This window comes from Methylopila turkensis (genome assembly GCF_027922325.1).
In the GTDB taxonomy this organism is placed as follows: Bacteria; Pseudomonadota; Alphaproteobacteria; order Rhizobiales; family Methylopilaceae; genus Methylopila; species Methylopila turkensis.
On record NZ_BSFL01000003.1, the window covers coordinates 149,976 to 169,974 of the forward strand.

Below are 19,999 nucleotides of genomic sequence, written 5' to 3' on the forward strand. Positions count from 1 at the left end.
AAGCGGGACTATGGACGCCAAGGTTTTCGACAAGACGAAGCTTCCGAGCCGGCACGTCACGGAAGGCCCGGCGCGTGCGCCCCATCGGTCGTATCTGTACGCCATGGGGCTCACCAAGGCGCAGATCCATCAGCCGCTGGTCGGCGTGGCGTCGTGCTGGAACGAGGCCGCGCCCTGCAACATCTCGCTGATGCGCCAGGCGCAGGCGGTGAAGAAGGGCGTCGCGGCCGCCAACGGCACCCCGCGCGAGTTCTGCACCATCACCGTCACCGACGGCATCGCCATGGGCCACGAGGGCATGAAGTCCTCGCTCGCCTCCCGCGAGGTGATCGCGGACTCGGTCGAGCTCACCATGCGCGGCCATTGCTACGACGCCCTCGTCGGGCTCGCGGGCTGCGACAAGTCGCTTCCGGGCATGATGATGGCGATGGTCCGCCTCAACGTGCCGTCGATCTTCATCTACGGCGGCTCGATCCTGCCGGGCTCCTTCCGCGGCCAGCCCATCACCATCCAGGACGTGTTCGAGGCGGTCGGCAAGCACTCGGTCAACGCGATGTCCGACGAGGACCTCGACGAGATCGAGCAGGCCGCGTGCCCCTCGGCCGGCGCCTGCGGCGCCCAGTTCACCGCCAACACCATGGCGACCGTTTCCGAGGCGATCGGCCTCGCGCTGCCCTATTCGGCCGGCGCGCCCGCGCCTTACGAGATCCGCGACCGGTTCTGCATGACGGCCGGCGAGATGATCATGGAGCTGGTCGCCCGCAACATTCGCCCGCGCGACATCGTCACCCGGCAGGCGCTCGAGAACGCGGCGACGGTGGTCGCGGCTTCCGGCGGCTCCACAAACGCGGCGTTGCATCTGCCCGCCATCGCCCATGAGGCGGGCATCGAGTTCGACCTGTTCGACGTCGCCGAGATCTTCAAGCGCACGCCTTACGTCGCGGACCTCAAGCCCGGCGGGCGCTACGTCGCCAAGGACCTGTTCGAGGTCGGCGGCGTGCCGCTGCTGATGAAGACGCTGCTCGACCACGGCTTCCTGCACGGCGACTGCCTCACCGTCACCGGCCGCACCATCGCCGAGAACATGGCGTCGGTCCGCTGGAACCCGGACCAGGACGTGATCCTGCCGGCCGACAGGCCGCTGACGAAGACCGGCGGCGTGGTCGGCCTCCGGGGCAACCTCGCCCCCGAAGGCGCGATCGTGAAGGTCGCGGGCATGGTCAACCAGCGCTTCTCCGGCCCCGCGCGCTGTTTCGACAGCGAGGAGGAGTGCTTCGCCGCCGTCTCCTCGAAGAATTTCGAGGAAGGCGAAGTCCTCGTCATCCGCTACGAGGGTCCGCGCGGCGGTCCCGGCATGCGCGAGATGCTGTCGACCACCGCCGCGCTCTACGGCCAGGGCATGGGCGACAAGGTCGCCCTCATCACCGACGGTCGCTTCTCCGGCGCCACCCGCGGCTTCTGCATCGGCCATGTGGGGCCTGAGGCCGCGGTCGGCGGCCCGATCGGCCTGATCCGCGACGGCGACGTCATCACGATCGACGCGGTCGCCGGCACGCTCGAGGTGGCGCTGAGCGACGAGGAGCTCGACGCGCGTCGCCAGGCCTGGACGCCGCGCGAGCACGGCTTCGGCTCCGGCGCGCTCTGGAAATACGCGCAAGGCGTCGGCCCCGCGCGGGGCGGCGCCGTCACCCATCCCGGGGCTAAGTTCGAGCGGCGCGCCTATGCGGACGTGTGAGCATCTCGTAGGCGCGACGCTCGCGGCGCTGGCGCTTGTCTGCGCCGCGCCCGCCGCTTGGGCGTTCGAAGGCGCCGGCTCGAAGAAGGAGCCGTCGCCGTTCGAGCAGTTCCAGACCGGCGCGCGCGCCTACATCGCCGGCGACAAGGCGAGCGCGCTGACCTCGCTGATCGACGCCGCCAAGCGCGGCCACGCCATGGCGCAGTGGAAGCTCGGGCGTATGTACGCCGAAGGCGACGGCGTCGAGCGCAACGACATCAAGGCCTTCGATTACTTCAGCCAGATCGCCAACGCCCACGCCGACGACGCGCCGGACACGGTTCAGGCCCGCTTCGTCGCGAACGCCTTCGTCGCGCTCGGCAACTACTATCTCGACGGCATCCCCGACAGCTCGATCGACGCCGACGCCAACCGCGCGCGGGAGATGTTCTCCTACGCCGCATCCTACTTCGGCGACCCGGACGCCCAGTACAATCTGGCGCGGATGTATCTCGACGGGCAGAGCGTGAAGAAGGACGTGCGGCAGGCGGCGCGCTGGCTCGGCCTCGCCGCCAACAAGGGCCAGCGCGAGGCGCAGGCCGTGCTCGGCCACCTCCTGTTCAACGGCGTCGAGGTGCCGCGCCAGGCCGCGCGCGGCCTGATGTGGCTGACGCTCGCCAAGGAGGCGTCGAGCGCCGCCGACCAGTGGATCGTCGACCTCTACGACCGCGCGATCGCGACGGCGACGCCGGAAGAGCGCGCCTCGGCCGCGAATTTCGTCGCGGCCTGGAGCAGCGACCGCGGCTGAGCGTCAGCCGAACGCGAACTCGGCGACCACCGGCACGTGGTCCGACGGCCGCTCCCACGCCCGCACATGCTTGTCGATGCGGGTGGAGACGAGCCTGTCGGCGGCCTGCGGCGACAGCAGCAGGTGGTCGATCCGGATGCCGTCGTTCTTCTGCCAGGCGCCGGCCTGATAGTCCCAGAAGCTGTAGAGCCCGCTTGAATCGTCGCAGGCGCGCACGGCCTCCGTCAGGCCGAGCGCGAGCAGGCGCCGCCATGCGGCGCGGGTGTCGGGCCGGAACAGCGCGTCCTCCACCCAGGCGTCAGGACGCTTGGCGTCCTGCGCGGCGGGAATGACGTTGTAGTCGCCGGCGATGACGAGCGGCTCCTCCAGCGCCAGCCGGTCGGCGGCGTAGGCCTGCAGGCGCTTCATCCAGGCGAGCTTGTAGTCGTATTTCGGTCCGGGCGCCGGATTGCCGTTCGGCAGGTAGATGCCGGCGACGCGCACCGAGCCCGAGGGCGTCGAGACCACCGCCTCGATGAAGCGGGCGTGGTCGTCGCCGTCGTCGCCCGGCAGCCGCGGCGTGGCGTCCTCGATCGGCGAACGGGAGAGGATCGCGACGCCGTTGTAGGTCTTCTGGCCATGCACGGCGACGTGGTAGCCGGCGTCCTCGATCGCGGCGCGCGGAAACGCCTCGTCGACGCACTTGATCTCCTGCAGGCAGACGACGTCGGGCTTCGCCTCGGCGAGCCAGCGCAGCACGAGATCGAGCCGCGACTTGATCGAGTTCACGTTCCAGGTGGCGATCTGCACGGTCGCGGGGTCCTCCGGCGCGCGGGATGTCTTCCGCGCCATCATGGACGGCGGCGCGCCATGAAAAAAGGGCCGCCTGCGGAGCAAGCGGCCCAAGTCTAGGGAGGAAACGCCCAAAGAGGGCACGGCGCGTGGCGGAGGAGCCCAGCGCCGGTAGCGTTCAAATGAAGCTTCCAGCGACGTTTGCCAAGGGCGAAACGAACGCGGGGGGTGCGCTATTGTTTCGCAGCGAAAACGTGGACCACGCGGCCGTGATCGCGTCCGCCCGCAAAACTCGCGTTTTCCGCGGACGGCGCCGAAGGATCGCCATTTTCATTTGGACGCGGCGCGGGATGCGCCGCGATCAGATTGCGAAGCTGGTGCCGCAGCCGCAGGAGGCGGTGGCGTTCGGGTTCCGGATCTGGAACGAGGCGCCGATCAGGTCGTCGACGAAGTCGATCTCGGAGCCGGCGAGGTAGGGCAGGGACACCGGGTCCACCAGCACGGTCGCGCCGTCGCGGCTGATCATGACGTCGTCTTCCGCGACACGGGTGTCGAAGCCGTAGTCGTAGGAGAAGCCGGAGCAGCCGCCGCCGAGCACGCTGACGCGCAGCATCGTCCCGGCCGGTTCGCCGGCGACGATTTCGAGGATGCGCGCCGCGGCCTTGGGCGTGAGGGAGACGGGCGAGGGGGCTTCAAGAACGTCGGTGGTCATGGGCGGGGCGCCTGGGTGAGTGCGCCAGGCCGGCGGCTGTTCGCCGGCCTGTTGCGCCATCTTCGCTTCAAGAGGTAAGGACGCCTCGCCCGACGGTCAACGCTTGCGCGACGGAGCCATTCCCCAATGCAGGTCGCGAGCTGGATCTTCCGACCGCGGGCGGACTACGCCGCGGATCCAGGCGCCTCGCGCGGACGCCTGATCCCGCAGCCGGCGAGCCCGACCCGCACCGAGTTCCAGCGCGACCGCGACCGGGTGCTGCACTCGACCGCGTTCCGGCGCCTCAAGCACAAGACTCAGGTGTTCGTCTATCACGAGGGCGACCATTACCGGACGCGGCTGACGCACACGCTGGAGGTGGCGCAGATCGCGCGCTCGATCGCCCGGGCGCTCGGCCTCGACGAGGACCTCGCGGAGACCGTCGCGCTGTCCCATGATCTCGGGCACCCGCCCTTCGGCCATGCCGGCGAGCGCGCGCTCGACGCCGCGATGGCCGGCTTCGGCGGCTTCGACCACAACGCCCAGTCGCTGCGTGTCCTGACCAAGCTCGAACGCCGCTATGCGGATTTCGACGGGCTGAACCTCACCTTCGAGTCGCTCGAAGGCGTGGTGAAGCACAACGGTCCGCTGCTCGGGCCCGACGGCGCCCCGACCGGCTCCTACGCCGGCCGCGCCCTGCCGGCGGCGATCCGCGAATACGCGGCGCGCCACGATCTCGGCCTCCACACCTACGCCAGCGCCGAGGCCCAGGCGGCGGCGATCGCCGACGACATCGCCTACGACGCCCACGACATCGACGACGGCCTGCGCGCCGGCCTGTTCAAGCTCGAAGACCTCGCGGAAGCGCCGCTGCTGGCCTCGATCCTCGACGAGGTGCGCGGCCGTCATCCGGGGCTCGACGACGACCGCGCGACCCACGAGGTGGTGCGGCGGGTGATCACGCGCCTCGTCGAGGACGCGATAGCCGAAAGCGGCCGGCGCATCGAGGCGCTTGCGCCCCCCGACGTCGACGCCGTCCGGTCCGCCGGCCGCAGCGCCGTGGGGTTCTCGCCCGCCATGGAGGCGGAGGAGCGGGCGGTGAAGCGGCTGCTGTTCGCGCGCATGTACCGGCACTCTTACGTCATGCGCGTCATGAACGACGCGCGGGACGTCGTGACGGACCTGTTCGCCCGCTATTTCGCCGACAACGGCGCCCTGCCGCCGGAGTGGGCGCGGGACGCCTCCGGGCTCGACGACGCCCGCCGCGCCCGTGCCGTCGCCGACTTCATCGCCGGCATGACCGACCGCTACGCCCTGATCGAGCATCGGCGCCTGTTTGACGCCACCCCCGATTTGCGTTAGCGGCCCGGGGCTCCTCGAAGGCCACGTCCATGAACATTTTCGCCGATTTCGCCGCGCGGCTCAGCGCGATCCTCGAAGCGCTCGCCGCCGAAGGCGCGATCGACCGGGTCCCCGACCTGACGCGCGTCGTCGTGGAGCCGCCGCGCGACCCGAGCCACGGCGACCTCGCGACCAACGCCGCGCTGGTGCTGTCGAAGGAACTCGGGCTGAAGCCGCGCGACCTGGCCGAGCGGATCGTCGCGAAGCTTGAGGCCGACGCCGACGTCGCCTCGGCGAGCGTCGCCGGTCCCGGCTTCGTCAACATCGCGCTGGCGGACGGCTACCTGCGCCAGGTCCTCGCGGCGGCGCTCGCGGGCGGGGCGTCGTTCGGCCGGCCCGACGTCACGGCGGGCGCGAGGGTCAACGTCGAATATGTCTCGGCCAACCCCACCGGGCCCATGCATGTGGGCCACTGCCGCGGCGCGGTGTTCGGGGATTCGCTCGCGAACCTGCTCGCCTACGCCGGCGAGGACGTGACCCGCGAGTACTACATCAACGACGCCGGCGCGCAGGTGGACGTGCTCGCGCGCTCCGCCTTCCTGCGCTACCGCGAGGCGCTCGGCGAGGACATCGGCGCGATTCCCGAGGGGCTCTATCCCGGCGACTATCTCAAGCCGGTCGGCGCCGAACTCGCCGCGCGCGTCGGCCCCGCGCTACGGGACCGGCCGGAAGGGGACTGGCTGCCGCTGGTCCGGGACGCCGCCATCGCCGCCATGATGGACATGATCCGCGACGACCTCGCGGCCCTCAACATCCGCCACGACGTGTTCTTCTCCGAACGCGCCCTGCACGGCGAGGGCGGGGCGATCGACGCGACCGTCGCGACGCTGGAGGAGAAGGGACTGGTCTACGAGGGCCGCCTGCCGCCGCCCAAGGGCGAACTGCCGGACGACTGGGAGGAGCGCGAGCAGACGCTGTTCCGCGCCACCGATTTCGGCGACGACGTCGACCGGCCGCTGAAGAAGTCCGACGGCTCCTACACCTACTTCGCGGCCGACGTCGCCTACTTCCGCTCCAAGTTCGAGCGCGGCTTCCGCGAGATGGTGTTCGTCCTCGGCGCCGACCACGGCGGCTACGTCAAGCGCCTGCAGGCGGTCGGCGACGCGCTCTCGGGCGGAACCGCGCGGGTGACGGTGGAGCTCTGCCAGCTCGTGCGCCTGTTCCGGGCGGGCGAGCCGGTGCGGATGTCGAAGCGGGCGGGCGACTTCGTCACGCTGCGCGACGTGGTCGACGAGGTCGGCCGCGACGCGGTGCGCTTCATGATGCTGTTCCGGTCGAACGACGCGGTGCTCGACTTCGATTTCGCCAAGGTGACGGAGCAGTCGCGCGACAACCCGGTGTTCTACGTCCAGTACGCCCACGCCCGCGCGCAGTCGATCCTGCGCAAGGGCGCCGAGGCGTTTCCGGATCTCGCGGCCGAGCCGGACCTGTCGCTGCTGGTCGACGAGGGCGAGCTCGGGCTGGTGAAGCGCATCGCGCAGTGGCCGCGGGTGGTCGCGCAGGCGGCGCAGGCGCGCCAGCCGCATCGCATCGCGTTCTACCTGCACGATCTCGCGAGCGACTTCCACGCGCACTGGAACCGCGGCTCGGCGCCTGATTTACGCTTCATTATGGAAAACAATCCATTGTTGTCGCATGCCCGTTTGGCGTTGGTCCGGGGGCTGGCCTTGGTGCTGGCGTCCGGCCTTGGTATTTTGGGCGTGGCGGCTCCTGACGAGATGCGCTGAACCCGTCAACCGACGGCGTGCGGCCGGCCCTCGCCGGGCCGCACGTTTGGCTCTCGGAGGCCGGTAAGATGCAAAACCAGGCAATGCGGCGCGGCGTTGCGTATGACGGCCGCGATAACGCCGGGTCGGACGATTACGAGCGCTACGCCAACGATCCGGACCTGTTCGAAGGCGCCGGACGTCAGGACCTCGGCTTGAGGGGCGGGCATCACTACGACGCCCATGGCCGCGCCGATCCGCGCTATGTCGAGATGGGCGAAGGCCAGGAGCCGGTCTACGACCCGCGCGCCTACGCGCCGAACCCGGACGAACCCTACGACTACGACGCCGACGGCAACCCGGTCTTCTACGAGCCGGAGCGCTCCCGCGGCGGCCGCACCGGGCTGATGCTTGTGGCGGCCGTGGTCGGCGTCGCGATGCTCGGCGCCGGCGGCGTGCTGGCCTATCGCTCGATGGGAGCAGGCGGCGCCTTCAGCGGCGAGCCCCCGCTGATCAAGGCCGAGACCGAGCCGGTCAAGACCGTGCCGGACAACCCGGGCGGGGCCGAGGTTCCGCACCAGAACAAGCAGATCTACGACCGCGTCGGCGGCGAGGAGCCCCAGAAGTCCAAGGTGGTCTCGCGCCAGGAGGAGCCGGTCGACCTGCCGGCTTCGAGCGCGCCGGCGCGCAATTCGGATATCGCGCGCGTGATCCTGCCGGGAGGGCCGGCCTCGGTCGAGCCGACGCCCCCCTCGACCATGGGCAGCGAGCCGCGCCGGGTGAAGACCGTCGAGATCACGCCGGACACGAGCTACGACACGCCGACGGCGACCGCGCCGGTCCGCGATCCGATCGCCGAGATGGCGCGGTCGGGCGAGCCGCCCGTGAGCGAGTTCGACAACGGCATCATGAGCGACGCCCCGGCTCGCGCCGAGACGCCCGCGCCGCGGCCGCAAGCGGCGGCTCCGACCCCGACCCCGCGTCCGGCGCCCGCTCCCGCGGCCCGACCGTCGGCGACGCCGGCCCCGGCGCTCGCCCCGCAGCAGCGCGCCGCCCAGCCGGCCCCTGCGCCGCAGGCGCCGCGCGAGCAGCAGGTGGCGGCGGCCGCAGCCCCCCGCGCGGCCACGCCGGCCGCGCCCGCGGCGACGACCGCCCGCGGCGGCTTCGTGGTGCAGGTGACGTCGCAGCGCTCCGACGCCGAGGCGCGCGCGGCCTACGCGGCGCTGCAGCGGAAGTATCCGCAGGTGCTCGGTTCGTATTCGGCCTCGATCCAGACGGCGACCGTCGGCGACCGCGGCACCTATTACCGCGTCCGCGTCGGCCCCTTCGCCGACGGCGCGCAGGCCTCCAGCGTCTGCAGCAACCTGCGCGCGGCGGGCGGCGACTGCGTCGTCTCCCGCAACTGACGCCGCACCTTCCGCGCCCGCCACGGAGCCGTAACGGCTCCGTGGCGGGCGCGCCCATGTCGAGGCGCCGTTCATGACCGCGCGTGCTTTCGTCTCCGGCTGCTCCGGCCTGACGCTCACCCCGGACGAGCGCGCGTTCTTCCGCGACGCCGACCCGTGGGGGCTGATCCTGTTCGGGCGCAACATCGCCTCGCACGATCAGATCGCGGCGCTGACCGCGGATTTCCGCGAGTCGGTGGGCCGCGCCGACGCCGCGGTCCTGATCGACCAGGAGGGCGGCCGGGTGCAGCGGCTGCGGCCGCCGCTCGCCCGCGCCCATCCGCCCGCGGCGCGCTACGGCGCGCTGCACGCGATCGACCCGCAGGCGGCGGTGGCCGCGGCGCGGGCCGGCGCGGAGCTGATCGCGGGCGAGCTCGCGGCGCTCGGCGTCACCGTGGACTGCCTGCCGGTGCTCGACCTGCCGACCGAGGGCATGACCCAGGCGATCGGCGACCGGGCCTACGCCGACACGCCCGAGGGGATAGCCGCGCTCGGCCGGGCGGTGATCGACGGCCTGCTCGCAGGCGGCGTCGCGCCCGTGATGAAGCATATGCCCGGACACGGCCGCGCCACCGTGGACAGCCACCACCACCTGCCGAAGGTGACGGCCGACCGCGCGACGCTGGAGGCGTCGGACTTCGAACCGTTCCGACGGCTGGCCGACTGCCCCATCGGCATGACCGGCCACATCGTGTTCGAGGCGATCGATCCCGACCGGCCGGCGACGCTGTCGCCGGTGGTGCTCGGCGAGATCGTGCGCGGCCACATCGGCTTCGACGGGCTGCTCCTGAGCGACGATCTGTCGATGAAAGCGCTGTCGGGCCCGGTCGGGGAGAGCGCCGCGCGCGCGCTCGCGGCCGGCTGCGACATCGCCTTGCATTGCAACGGCGAGATGGGCGAAATGCTTGAGGTCGCGGCGGCGGCGCCGCGGCTCGCCGGCCGTTCGGCGGCGCGCGCGTCAGACGCCCTCGCGGCGGCCTCGGGCCGTCGATCGGGCGATCTCGTCGCGCTCGCCGAGGAGCGCGACCGCCTGCTCGAACGCGCGAGCGCCTGACGCCGCCGGAGGCCGGGCCCCATGGCCGATCCCGCCATGGACGGACGCGAGACGGACGCCTTCGAGGCCGACGAGCGCTCAGGAACCGGCAGCGACGCCTTCGTCGTCGATCTCGACGGTTTCGAGGGCCCGCTCGACCTGCTGCTCGATCTCGCGCGGCGGCAGAAGGTCGACCTCGTCCGCATATCGATCCTCGAACTCGCCGAGCAGTATCTCGGCTTCGTCGAGCGAGCGCGCGCCGAGCGGCTCGACCTCGCCGCCGACTATCTCGTGATGGCGGCGTGGCTCGCCTATCTAAAATCGCGCCTGCTGGTTCCGAGCCCCCCGCAGGAGGAGGACGAGCCGCCCGCCGCCATGGTGGCCGCCGCGCTCGCGTTCCGGCTGCGCCGGCTCGAGGCGATGCGCGAGGCCGGACGCGCGTTGATGGCGCGGCCGCTGCTCGGGACCGACACGCTCGCGCGCGGCGCGCCCGAGACGCTGGGCGCCGCCGGAACCGAGGGCTGGACCGCGACGCTCTACGATCTTCTGTCGGCCTACGCCCGCCAGCGCGTCCGCGGCCTCAAGACCCAGGTGACGGTGGCGCGGCGGCCGACCTGGTCGCTCTCTGAGGCGCGGGCGGCGCTGGAGCGTCTGGTCGGTCGCTCGGCCGACTGGGCGCGGCTCGACGCGCTGCTGCTCGCCTTCATGACGCCGGAGATGCGCGCCTCCGTGGTGGCGTCGAGCCTCGGCGCGTCGCTGGAGCTCGCCCGCGAAGGCCGGATGGAGCTGCGCCAGGACCGCGCCTTCGGACCGCTGTTCGTGCGGTCCGCCGCCCCGCTTGCGCCGCGCAAGGCCCCGGCGTGAGCGACCGCCTCGCCCAGCCCCGCCTGCCGGTCGAAGGCCTGGACGGGCGGCCGACGCCGGACGAGGCGGCCCGCGTTCCGGCGCTCCACTTGCGCGTCGTCGAGGCGGCGCTGTTCGCCTCCGCGGAGCCGCTCGACGAGGCCGCGCTCGCGAGGCTGCTCCCCGTCGGGGCGGACCTGCCGACCATCCTGCGGCTTCTGGCGCACCACTATGCGGAGCGTGGGGTCAATCTGCGCCGGGTCGGCGACGCCTGGGCGTTCCGCACCGCGCCGGACATCGCGGCGGCGCTCGCCGATCACGCCCCGCCGCCGCGCAAGCTGTCGCGCGCCGCGATCGAGACGCTTGCGATCATCGCCTACCACCAGCCGACGACCCGCGCCGAGATCGAGGAGATCCGCGGCGTCGCCACCTCGCGCGGCACGCTCGAGACGTTGCTGGAGGCGGGCTTCATCCGCCTGCGCGGGCGCCGACGCTCACCGGGACGGCCGGTCACCTTCGGCACCACGCCGGGGTTCCTCGACCATTTCGGCCTGGAGCAGGTGTCGGACCTGCCGGGGCTTGACGAGATGAAGGCGGCGGGGCTTCTCGACGCGCGCCTGCCGCCGGGGCTCGACATGCCGACGCCTTCGGACGACGGGACGCTTGCCCCCGACGAGGAGCCGCTCGGCGACGACGATCCGTTCGCGCCCGGCGAGACCGACGACGCCGGAGACCGTGACGCGTGACCGCCCTCGACGTTTCGCCGCCCGAGCCCGCGCCGCAGCCCGCGTCCGTGCGGCCGATGGCGCTCGCCTTCGAAGGGGTGTCGCACTCCTACGGCCGCGGCTGGGCGGTCGAGGACGTCACCTTCTCCGTCACGCCAGGCTCCGTGGTGGCGCTGCTCGGGGAGAGCGGCTGCGGCAAGTCCACCCTGCTGCGGATCGCGGCGGGCGTCGAGCGGCCGGTCCGCGGCGTGGTCAGCCTAGGGGGGCGCGCGGTCTCCGGCGACGGCGCGTTCCTGCCGCCGGAGAAGCGCGGCGTCGGGCTCATGTTCCAGGACTACGCGCTGTTCCCCCACATGAGCCTGCTCGCGAACGTGACCTTCGGCCTGCGCGGCCGGCCGCGGGCCGACGCGCTCTCGACCGCGCGGGCGCGCCTCGCGCAGGTCGGGCTCTCGACCCACGAACGCAAGCATCCCGGCGAGCTCTCGGGCGGCGAGCAGCAGCGGGCCGCGCTCGCCCGCGCCGTCGCCCCGCAGCCCGGCCTGCTGCTGATGGACGAGCCGTTCTCCGGCCTCGACCGGCGGCTGCGCGACAGCGTGCGCGACGACACGCTCGCGGTGCTGCGCGAGAGCGGCGCGACCGCCGTGATCGTGACGCACGATCCCGAGGAGGCGATGCGCATGGCCGACCGCATCGTGCTGATGCGCCGCGGCCGCGTGGCGCAGCAGGGCGCGCCCGAGGAGCTCTACCGCGCGCCGGCCTCGCTGTTCGCGGCGCGGTTCTTCTCCGAGATCAACGAGATCCCTTGCGTGGTGAAGAACGGGCGCGCGACCTCGGCGCTGGGCGACGTTGCCGCGCCGGGCGTCGAGGACGGTCCCGCGATCCTCGCGATCCGGCCGCATGGGCTGAGGATCGGACCGCGCGGGCAGGGCGCCGCCGGTCGGATCGTCGAGCGTCGCTTCCTCGGCGAGACCGAGCAGGCGACCATCGTCGTCGACGGTCTCGACGCTCCGCTGCGCGCGCGGCGTCCGGCCGGAGAGGCTCCGGTTCCGGGCGCTGACGTCGGCGTTACTTTGTGCGGCGCGGAAACCCTTGTGTTCGCTGCGGACGGCGCCTAGGTTCGCGGTCCGAGGCGGTCGTTCGCGGCGCGCTTGGCACAAGCGCGCGCCGCCGTCGCCGTTCGAAAGGGAAGCGTCATGAGTCTCACGCACTGGTTGGTCGTCGCCGTGCTGGTCCTGCTGCTGTTCGGGCGCGGCAAGATTTCCGAGCTGATGGGCGACATGGCCAAAGGCATCAAGAGCTTCAAGAAGGGGCTCGCGGAGGACGACGACGTCGCCGAGGGCATGTCGCAGCAGCGTCCCGCCCAGCCGATCGAGCACCGCGCCGACGCGCAGGTGCGGCCCGGCGTCGGCAGCGTCGACGGCCACAAGTCCTGACGCCGCGCGCGTCCGCGGGCGCCGCCGTTCGGCGTCGCCCGGCCAGCCTCCGTTGATCGCCCCGCAGCGGGGCTGAGCCCATGTTCGACATCGCGTGGTCCGAGTTTCTGATCGTCGCCGTGGTGGCGCTCGTCGTCGTGGGCCCGCGCGACCTGCCGGCCCTGTTGCGCAACGTCGGCCGCATGGTCGCGACGGTGCGGCGCATGGCGGGCGAGTTCCAGACCCAGTTCAACGACGCGATGCGTGAGGCCGAGCTCGACGAACTGCGTCGCGAGGTCTCCGGCATCAAGGACGTGGCGCGCAAGGCGGCCGGCGGAGATCCGTTCTCCATCGCACGCGACGAGCTGAAGAAGGCGATCGACGGCGACGCCAAGCCGCCCGCGGCGCTTGCCGGCGATCCTCCCGCCCCGGCGCCCGCCGAGGCCGAGCCGGCGCCCTCCGCGCTTGCGCCCTCCGCGCCCGACGCCGCCGCGCCGGAGCAGCAGACCCCGAGCGAGCCGGCGACGCCGTCGCCTTCCGCCTCCAAGCCGGAAGCCTCCAAACCGGAAGCCCCCAAGCCGGAAGCCCTAAAGCCGGACGCCGCCTCGTGAGCCAGGAAGACATCGACGCCACCAAGGCGCCGCTGATCGAGCATCTGATCGAACTCAGATCGCGGCTGATCCGCTCGATCCTCGCCTTCATCGTGGCCTTTGCGATCTGCTTCTCGGTCGCGGGGCACATTTTCAACATCCTGCTCGTGCCCTACGAGCTCGCCGCCGGCTCGGCCGAGGCGATCCGGCTGCAGTACACCGCACCGCAGGAGTATTTCATCACCCAGATCAAGCTCGCCATGTTCGGCGCGGGCTTCATCTCGTTCCCGATCGTGGCGAGCCAGGTCTACATGTTCGTCGCGCCGGGCCTCTACAAGAACGAGCGCGGCGCGTTCCTGCCCTATCTGATCGCGACGCCGATCCTGTTCCTGCTGGGCGCGGCCTTCGTCTATTTCGCCGCGATGCCGCTCGCGATGCGCTTCTTCCTGTCGATGCAGCAGACGGGCGGCTCCGGCAGAGCCTCGATCGAGCTGATCGCGCGCACGAGCGAGTACCTTTCGCTCATCATGACGCTGATCTTCGCCTTCGGGATCTGCTTCCAGACGCCTGTGATCCTGACGCTTCTCGCCCGCGCCGGCTTCATCGACTCGAAGTGGCTCGCGGAGAAGCGGCGCTACGCCATCGTGATCGTGTTCGCGATCGCCGCCGTGCTGACGCCGCCGGACGTCATCAGCCAGGTCGCGCTTGCGGTGCCGACGATCCTTTTGTACGAGGCCTCGATCTTCGTGGTCCGGATGTTGGAGAAGCGGCGGGCCGCGGCGGAAGCCGTCGAGGACGCGCCGAAGTAGACCGCGACCTCTTTCACGGACGAGCCGTCATGCCCGTCTTCGGGCATCCACGGCTTGGACGGCGGGCGTGTTCCGAAGTCGTGGATGCCCGCGCGAAGGCGCGGGCATGACGGCGGGCGATCCGAGCCGAACTGCGTCGAACTCTAAGGTCGCCCTTCATGCACGACATTCGCCTCATCCGGGACGATCCCGAGAGCTTCGACCGGGGGCTCGAGCGCCGCGGCCTTGATCCGCAGAGCGCCCGGCTGATCGAACTCGACGAGCGCCGGCGCGAGGTGATCGGCCGACTGCAGGCGATCCAGGAGCGCCGGAACGCGGCGTCGAAGGAGGTCGGCCAGGCGAAGGCGCAGAAGGACGAGGCGCGCGCCGCGGCTCTGATCGCGGAGGTCGCCAGGCTCAAGCAGGACGCGCCGGCGGCGGAAGCTGAGCAGGCGCGACTGGAAGATGAGCTGAAGGCGGCGCTCGCCGAAATTCCGAACATCCCGCTCGACGAGGCGCCCGACGGGCCGGACGAGACCGCCAACGTCGAGCTGCACCGCGTCGGGACCCCGCGCGAGATCCACGACGCCAAGGCGCACTACGATCTCGGCGAGGCGCTCGGCCTGATCGACTTCGAGGCCGCGAGCCGCATGTCCGGCGCGCGCTTCGCGGTGCTGAAGGGGCAGGTCGCGCGGCTCGAACGCGCGCTGATGTCGTTCATGCTCGACCTGCACACCACCGAGCACGGCTACACCGAAGTGGCTCCGCCGCTGCTGGTGCGCGACGAGGCCATGTTCGGCACCGCGCAACTGCCGAAGTTCCGGGATGATCAGTTTTCCGCCGTTAGACAGCTTAGCGATAGTGAGATTTCGCAGGAAATTTTGGCGTTAAAGGCTGAGTTTTCTCAGGGCGGTCTGCCGAAGAGCGATCATCTTGACGATCAAAGCGCAGCTTCACTTTTAGCGTCGGATGTCGGTATCCGGACGCTAATGGAACGCCTGTGGCAACAACGGCTTTGGCTCATCCCGACCGCAGAAGTCTCGCTGACGAACCTCGTGCGAGAGCAGATTCTGGGCGAGGACGAACTGCCCCTCCGCGTCACCGCCGGTACGCCCTGCTTCCGTGCGGAAGCCGGCGCCGCGGGCCGCGACACGCGCGGGCTGATCCGCCAGCACCAGTTCACCAAGGTGGAGCTTGTCTCCGTCACCACGCCGGAGAAGAGCCTCGAGGAGCACGAGCGCATGCTCGCCTGCGCCGAAGAGGTGCTGAAGCGGCTGGATCTGCCGTTCCGCACCGTCACGCTCTGCACGGGCGACATGGGCTTTTCGTCCCGCAAGACCTACGACATCGAGGTCTGGCTGCCGGCGCAGAAGACCTATCGCGAGATCTCGTCCTGCTCGGTCTGCGGCGACTTCCAGGCGCGGCGCATGAACGCGCGCTACCGCCCGGCCGAGGGCAAGGGTCCGCGCTTCGTCCATACGCTGAACGGCTCCGGGGTCGCGGTCGGCCGCGCGCTGGTCGCGGTGCTGGAGAACTACCAGCAGGAAGACGGTTCGATCGCCATCCCCGCCGCGCTGCAGCCCTATATGGGCGGGCTGACGACGATCGGTCGGGCGTCGTGATGGGAGCGCGGTCTTGTCCCGGCCTTGAGCCGGGACCCAGAGCCTCAAGGCTTGCGGAAGAGGGCGCAGCGACCGTCACGGCTTTGTCTGACGCGCTGGCGCGTCTGGGTCCCGGCTCGAAGCCGGGACAAGAAATCGCGGCGCGCTGCGAAGGAGGAGCGAACCCATGAGAATCCTCCTGACCAACGACGACGGCATCCATGCCGAGGGGCTCGAGGCGCTGGAGCAGATCGCGCTGGAGCTGACCGATGACGTCTGGGTGGTGGCGCCCGAGACCGACCAGTCCGGCGCGTCGCATTCGATTTCGCTGAGCGACCCGTTGCGCCTGCGCCAGATCGGCGAGAAGCGCTACGCGGTGCGCGGCACGCCGAGCGACTGCGTGATCATGGGCGTACGCCACGTGCTCTACGACGCGCGGCCGGACCTGATCCTGTCCGGCGTCAACCGCGGCCAGAACGTCGCCGAGGACGTCACCTATTCCGGCACGATCGCCGGCGCCATTGAGGGCACGCTGCTTGGCGTGCCGTCGATCGCGCTGTCGCAGAACTACGACCGGACCCGCGACCTCGACGACATGTACGAATCGGCCCGCGCCCACGGCGCGGACGTCGTGCGCCGCATCATCAAGGCCGGGTTCGCGGCCGACCGTCTGGTCAACGTCAACTTCCCCGGCTGCCCCGCCGGCGAGGTGGAGGGCGTCGCGGTCACCAGCCAGGGCAAGCGCAATCAGGAGCTGCTCAGGGTGGAGCGGCGCGAGGACGGCCGTGGCAATCCCTATTTCTGGATCGCCTTCGGCCGCGCCCAGGTCGAGGCCGGGGAGGGCACCGACCTCGCCGCGATCCGCGACCGGCTGATCTCGGTGACGCCGCTCAAGATCGACCTGACCGACCGCGACACCTTCGACGGCCTGCGCGCCGCCTTCGCAGACGCCTGAGCGACGCCGCCATGACCGACCCGCGCGACGAGGCCGAACGCATTCGCCGCGCCGAGCTCGTGCTCAAGCTGCGCTCGCGCGGCGTGCGCGACATGCGCCTGCTGCGCGCGATCGAGACCATCCCGCGCTCGCTGTTCGTTCGGCGGGAGCATCTCGCCGTCGCCTACGCCGATCGCGCGCTGCCGATCGACTGCGGCCAGACGATCGAATCGCCGTCGCACATCGCGACCGTCACCGAGGCGCTCGGGGCCGAGGAGGGCCATGTCGTGCTGGAGGTCGGCTGCGGGGCCGGCTACCAGACCGCGCTGCTGTCGCGGCTCGCGGCCCGCGTGATCGCGCTCGACCGCTTCCGCGGCCTGCTGAAGGCCGCCGAAGCCCGGCTCCAGCGTCTCGGCGGCGCCGAAAACGTGACCTTCGTCCTCGCCGACGGCCTGCAGGGCCATGCGGCCGGCGCGCCGTTCGACCGCATCCTGATTTCGGGCGCGGTCGGCGCGCCGCCGTCGGCGCTGCTGAACCAGCTCAAGCCGGGCGGCGTGATGATCGCAGCCGTAGGGCAGGGGCGGTCGCGCCGGCTGACGCGCTTCGTGAAGGGCGCCGACGGCGCGCTCGACGAAACCATGCTCGGATTCGTCGCCGTCTCGCCGATGACCCCCGGCGTCGCCGCCGCGCTCTGACGGGTTAACCCCTCGCGCGACAACACTTGCGGCGTCTTCGTGGCTTTTTCGCCCCGAAGATAACCCTCCGTTTACCTCAACGGCTCATTACTACGGTCATGACGGTCGAGTTCGTTGCGAGTGTCCAACATGCGTAAAGTCGTTCCGTGCCTTCGCGCCAAGCTGCTTGCGCGGGCCGCTCTGGTCGCTCTCGCAGCCGGCGGGACCGCCGCCTGCAGCGGGGACTCCAGCCGCTTCGGCGAAAGCCCCTTCTCCAACCCGTTCTCGTCGGCCTCGTCCTCGGAGCCGACCTACCGCGCTCCGGCCGAGCCGCGCTACACCGGCACGGTCCGCGCCGCCCCGTCGAGCCGGGTCGAGCGCGCGCCGCTCGGCTCTCTGCCGCCCTCCCAGTCCGCGCCGATGCGCGGCTTCGACGGCCAGCAGCAGAGCTCCAACGAGCCGCGCTCCCGCTCCTACGATCCGCCGACCACGGGCTCGATCCCGTCGGCGAGCCGGACCGCCATCGCCCGCCCCGCGCCGTCGGTCGCGTCGGCCTCCTCCAACTGGTCGGCGGAGGGCGGCTCCACCGTCACGCTCGGCCAGGGCGACACCATCCACACCCTGTCGCAGCGCTACGGCGTGCCGGCGAGCGCGATCCTGCAGGCGAACGGCCTCCAGAGCGCGAGCAATGTCGGCCCCGGCTCGCAGGTCGTCATCCCCGTCTATACGGCCGGTCGCGGCCGCGCCGTCGCGGCCGCCGAGCCCCGCATGACCGCGCCTGCGCCTGTCGCCGCCGCGCCGGTTGCGACGCCCTCCCGCGTCGCTTCCTCGTCCGCCGGCCGCTCGCATGTGGTCGAGCCCGGTCAGACGCTCTCCGCCGTCTCGCGCCAGTATGGCGTCAGCCGGAACGCGATCGCGGACGCCAACGGCATCTCGCCCGACACCATGGTGCGGGTCGGCCAGAGGCTTCAGATCCCCGGCGGCGGGTCGGCGCAGGTCGCCCGCGTCGCCCCGGCTCCCACGCCCGCCGCCGGCGAGCCGCGCATGCAGTTCGTGCAGGGTCCGCAGGCGAAGGGCGCCGAGGCCGCCAAGATCGAGGCTGCGAAGCCGCTCCCGCAGAAGGTCGCCGCCGTCCAGCCAACGCTGAAGCCGAGCGTTTCGGGGTCGCCCGCCGCGCAGGCTCCCGCCTTCGCCGGAGCGCAATCCAAGGCCTCCGACGCGCCGGACCCGTCGGACAACGTGAAGACGGCCTCGGTGAAGGTCGACCCCGCTCCGGCGGCGGCCCCCTCGGGCCCGAACTTCCGCTGGCCGGTGCGCGGACGCGTCATCTCGGGCTACGGCTCGAAGGCGAACGGCACGACGAACGACGGCATCAATCTGGCGGTGCCCGAGGGCACCGAGGTCAAGGCGTCCGACGACGGCGTCGTGGCCTACGCCGGCAGCGAACTGAAGGGCTTCGGCAACCTGGTGCTGGTGCGCCACTCGAACGGCTGGGTCACGGCCTACGCCCACAACAGCGCGCTGAACGTGAAACGCGGCGACCCGGTGCGTCGCGGCCAGATCATCGCCAAGTCGGGCTCGACCGGCAACGTGAGCACGCCGCAGCTTCACTTCGAAGTCCGCAAGGGCGCGACCGCGGTCGACCCGATGGATCACCTCGCGGGCATCTGACCGCCCGAGCGCTGGATCGACGAGAAAGAACCCCGGCGCCGAAAGGTCGCCGGGGTTCTCTTGTTATGGGGCCGAAGCTTTGCGTTAGCCCACGCGCCCTGCGAGGTCCTGCACGAACTGCCAGGCGACGCGGCCGGAGCGCGAGCCGCGGGTCGTCGCCCATTCCAGCGCTTCGCGGCGGAGCTGGTCGGAGGCGACGTCCAGCCCGAGATCCGCGACGTAGCCGTTCACCATGGCGAGATACTCGTCCTGGCTGCAGCGGTGGAAGCCCAGCCACAGGCCAAAGCGGTCCGACAGCGAGACCTTCTCCTCCACGGCCTCGCCCGGATTGATCGCGGTCGAACGCTCGTTCTCGATCATCTCGCGGGCGAGCAGGTGCCGGCGGTTCGAGGTGGCGTAGAGCAGCACGTTGGCCGGCCGTCCCTCGACGCCGCCGTCGAGCACGGCCTTCAGCGACTTGTACGACGTGTCCTCCGCGTCGAACGAGAGGTCGTCGCAGAACAGCAGGAACGGGTTGGGCGCCGGGCGCAGCAGGCCCATCAGCACGGGCAGGCTCTCGATGTCCTCACGGTGGATCTCCACGAGCTTCAGCGGCGGCTTGCCCTCCGCGACGAGGGAGGCTGCGACCGTGGCGTGGGCGGCCTTCACCAGCGAGCTCTTGCCCATGCCGCGCGCGCCCCAGAGCAGGGCGTTGTTGGCGGGGCGGCCGCGGGCGAAGCGAAAGGTGTTGTCGAGCAACTGGTCGCGGACGCGGTCGATTCCCTTCAGCAGCGCCATGTCGACGCGCGACACCTCGGCGACGGGCGCGAGTCGCTTCTCCGCGGCGTTCCAGACGAAGGCCTCGGCGCTGGCGAAGTCCGGCGCTTCGGCGCGGGGCGGCGCCATTCGCTCCAGCGCGTCCGCGATGCGGGCGAGCAGCGCGTCACGGGTGTCCGTCGCTGGCATGGAATAGAACGGATCGGACATGGAAACGCCTCGAACGCCGGGGTGCGGGAGAGGCCGGACATGAGGCCGGCGACCGTCGTTAGCCCGCTCTGGGCGGGGCGTCCAGAACGCCGCCCGCATGCCCGGCGTCGGCGCGACGCCGGTTCGACGAAAGCCTGGGGGCCCGCTCATCCGAGCCGTGATTTGATTTCGCAAGGGCCGTGGATATAGTCCGCCGCGTTTTCGCCGGGGCGGACCGTCCCGGCTT

18 protein-coding genes and 2 pseudogenes are annotated in these 19,999 nt (G+C 71.3%); 17 read left to right on the plus strand and 3 right to left on the minus strand.

What is annotated here, in order from left to right; genetic code table 11:
* The first annotated feature begins 10 nt into the window (after positions 1 to 10).
* Both ilvD and PKE78_RS11930 read left to right on the plus strand, forming a co-directional pair.
* Complete coding sequence (gene ilvD, locus PKE78_RS11925; protein ID WP_271201127.1) at positions 11 to 1,735, plus strand: dihydroxy-acid dehydratase; 1,725 nt, start codon at positions 11 to 13, stop codon at positions 1,733 to 1,735.
* Entirely contained in the window at positions 1,722 to 2,522 is an 801-nt protein-coding gene (locus PKE78_RS11930; RefSeq protein ID WP_271201128.1) for a tetratricopeptide repeat protein, read from the plus strand. The genes ilvD and PKE78_RS11930 overlap by 14 nt, the downstream gene beginning before the upstream one ends.
* Positions 2,523 to 2,525: 3 nt before the next feature.
* Here PKE78_RS11930 and xth read toward each other — a convergent pair whose 3' ends face one another.
* Positions 2,526 to 3,311: an exodeoxyribonuclease III gene (gene xth, locus PKE78_RS11935; protein ID WP_271201129.1), complete on the minus strand. Its 786-nt coding sequence runs from the start codon at positions 3,309 to 3,311 to the stop codon at positions 2,526 to 2,528.
* Between the two features lie 343 nt (positions 3,312 to 3,654).
* Positions 3,655 to 4,005, minus strand: a complete 351-nt coding sequence (gene erpA, locus PKE78_RS11940; RefSeq protein WP_271201130.1) for an iron-sulfur cluster insertion protein ErpA — start codon at positions 4,003 to 4,005, stop codon at positions 3,655 to 3,657.
* Between the two features lie 126 nt (positions 4,006 to 4,131).
* Here erpA and PKE78_RS11945 point away from each other — a divergent pair, with 126 nt between their 5' ends.
* From PKE78_RS11945 to PKE78_RS12010, 15 genes and pseudogenes are all read left to right on the plus strand, one after another.
* A complete protein-coding gene (locus PKE78_RS11945) occupies positions 4,132 to 5,346 on the plus strand; it encodes a deoxyguanosinetriphosphate triphosphohydrolase (RefSeq protein WP_271201131.1) in 1,215 nt (404 codons plus the stop codon).
* A gap of 29 nt (positions 5,347 to 5,375) precedes the next feature.
* Positions 5,376 to 7,112 (plus strand): arginine--tRNA ligase, encoded by a 1,737-nt coding sequence (gene argS / locus PKE78_RS11950; protein WP_271201132.1) that lies wholly within the window; start codon positions 5,376 to 5,378, stop codon positions 7,110 to 7,112.
* A 68-nt stretch (positions 7,113 to 7,180) separates the two neighbouring features.
* Positions 7,181 to 8,497 carry an SPOR domain-containing protein gene (locus PKE78_RS11955; RefSeq protein ID WP_271201133.1) on the plus strand — a complete coding sequence of 439 codons (1,317 nt, stop codon included), beginning with the start codon at positions 7,181 to 7,183 and terminating at the stop codon, positions 8,495 to 8,497.
* 73 nt (positions 8,498 to 8,570) lie between these two features.
* Positions 8,571 to 9,590, plus strand: coding sequence for a beta-N-acetylhexosaminidase (gene nagZ / locus PKE78_RS11960; RefSeq protein ID WP_271201134.1), 1,020 nt, complete (start codon positions 8,571 to 8,573; stop codon positions 9,588 to 9,590).
* Positions 9,591 to 9,611: 21 nt separating this feature from the next.
* Entirely contained in the window at positions 9,612 to 10,433 is an 822-nt protein-coding gene (locus PKE78_RS11965) for a segregation and condensation protein A (RefSeq protein WP_271201135.1), read from the plus strand.
* Complete coding sequence (gene scpB, locus PKE78_RS11970) at positions 10,430 to 11,158, plus strand: SMC-Scp complex subunit ScpB (RefSeq protein WP_428981266.1); 729 nt, start codon at positions 10,430 to 10,432, stop codon at positions 11,156 to 11,158. Before PKE78_RS11965 ends, scpB begins: the two co-directional genes overlap by 4 nt.
* On the plus strand, positions 11,155 to 12,252 hold the full coding sequence (locus PKE78_RS11975; RefSeq protein ID WP_271201136.1) for an ABC transporter ATP-binding protein: 1,098 nt from the start codon (positions 11,155 to 11,157) through the stop codon (positions 12,250 to 12,252). Before scpB ends, PKE78_RS11975 begins: the two co-directional genes overlap by 4 nt.
* Before the next feature lie 78 nt (positions 12,253 to 12,330).
* Positions 12,331 to 12,570 (plus strand): twin-arginine translocase TatA/TatE family subunit, encoded by a 240-nt coding sequence (locus PKE78_RS11980; protein ID WP_271201137.1) that lies wholly within the window; start codon positions 12,331 to 12,333, stop codon positions 12,568 to 12,570.
* A gap of 80 nt (positions 12,571 to 12,650) precedes the next feature.
* Positions 12,651 to 13,160 carry a Sec-independent protein translocase protein TatB gene (gene tatB / locus PKE78_RS11985; protein ID WP_271201138.1) on the plus strand — a complete coding sequence of 170 codons (510 nt, stop codon included), beginning with the start codon at positions 12,651 to 12,653 and terminating at the stop codon, positions 13,158 to 13,160.
* Positions 13,157 to 13,948 (plus strand): twin-arginine translocase subunit TatC, encoded by a 792-nt coding sequence (gene tatC / locus PKE78_RS11990; protein ID WP_271201139.1) that lies wholly within the window; start codon positions 13,157 to 13,159, stop codon positions 13,946 to 13,948. Before tatB ends, tatC begins: the two co-directional genes overlap by 4 nt.
* Positions 13,949 to 14,106: 158 nt before the next feature.
* A pseudogene (locus PKE78_RS18535) lies at positions 14,107 to 14,769 on the plus strand (serine--tRNA ligase); the annotation flags it as partial.
* Positions 14,770 to 14,931: 162 nt separating this feature from the next.
* Positions 14,932 to 15,549: pseudogene (serS, locus tag PKE78_RS18540) on the plus strand (serine--tRNA ligase); the annotation flags it as partial.
* Positions 15,550 to 15,715: 166 nt separating this feature from the next.
* Positions 15,716 to 16,483: a 5'/3'-nucleotidase SurE gene (surE, locus tag PKE78_RS12000; protein WP_271201141.1), complete on the plus strand. Its 768-nt coding sequence runs from the start codon at positions 15,716 to 15,718 to the stop codon at positions 16,481 to 16,483.
* Between the two features lie 11 nt (positions 16,484 to 16,494).
* A complete protein-coding gene (locus PKE78_RS12005; protein WP_271201142.1) occupies positions 16,495 to 17,157 on the plus strand; it encodes a protein-L-isoaspartate(D-aspartate) O-methyltransferase in 663 nt (220 codons plus the stop codon).
* Between the two features lie 129 nt (positions 17,158 to 17,286).
* Positions 17,287 to 18,807 carry a peptidoglycan DD-metalloendopeptidase family protein gene (locus tag PKE78_RS12010; protein WP_271201143.1) on the plus strand — a complete coding sequence of 507 codons (1,521 nt, stop codon included), beginning with the start codon at positions 17,287 to 17,289 and terminating at the stop codon, positions 18,805 to 18,807.
* Between the two features lie 84 nt (positions 18,808 to 18,891).
* On the opposite strand, the gene PKE78_RS12015 is transcribed toward PKE78_RS12010, so the two are convergent.
* Positions 18,892 to 19,773 (minus strand): ATP-binding protein, encoded by an 882-nt coding sequence (locus tag PKE78_RS12015; protein WP_271201144.1) that lies wholly within the window; start codon positions 19,771 to 19,773, stop codon positions 18,892 to 18,894.
* Between the last annotated feature and the right edge of the window lie 226 nt (positions 19,774 to 19,999).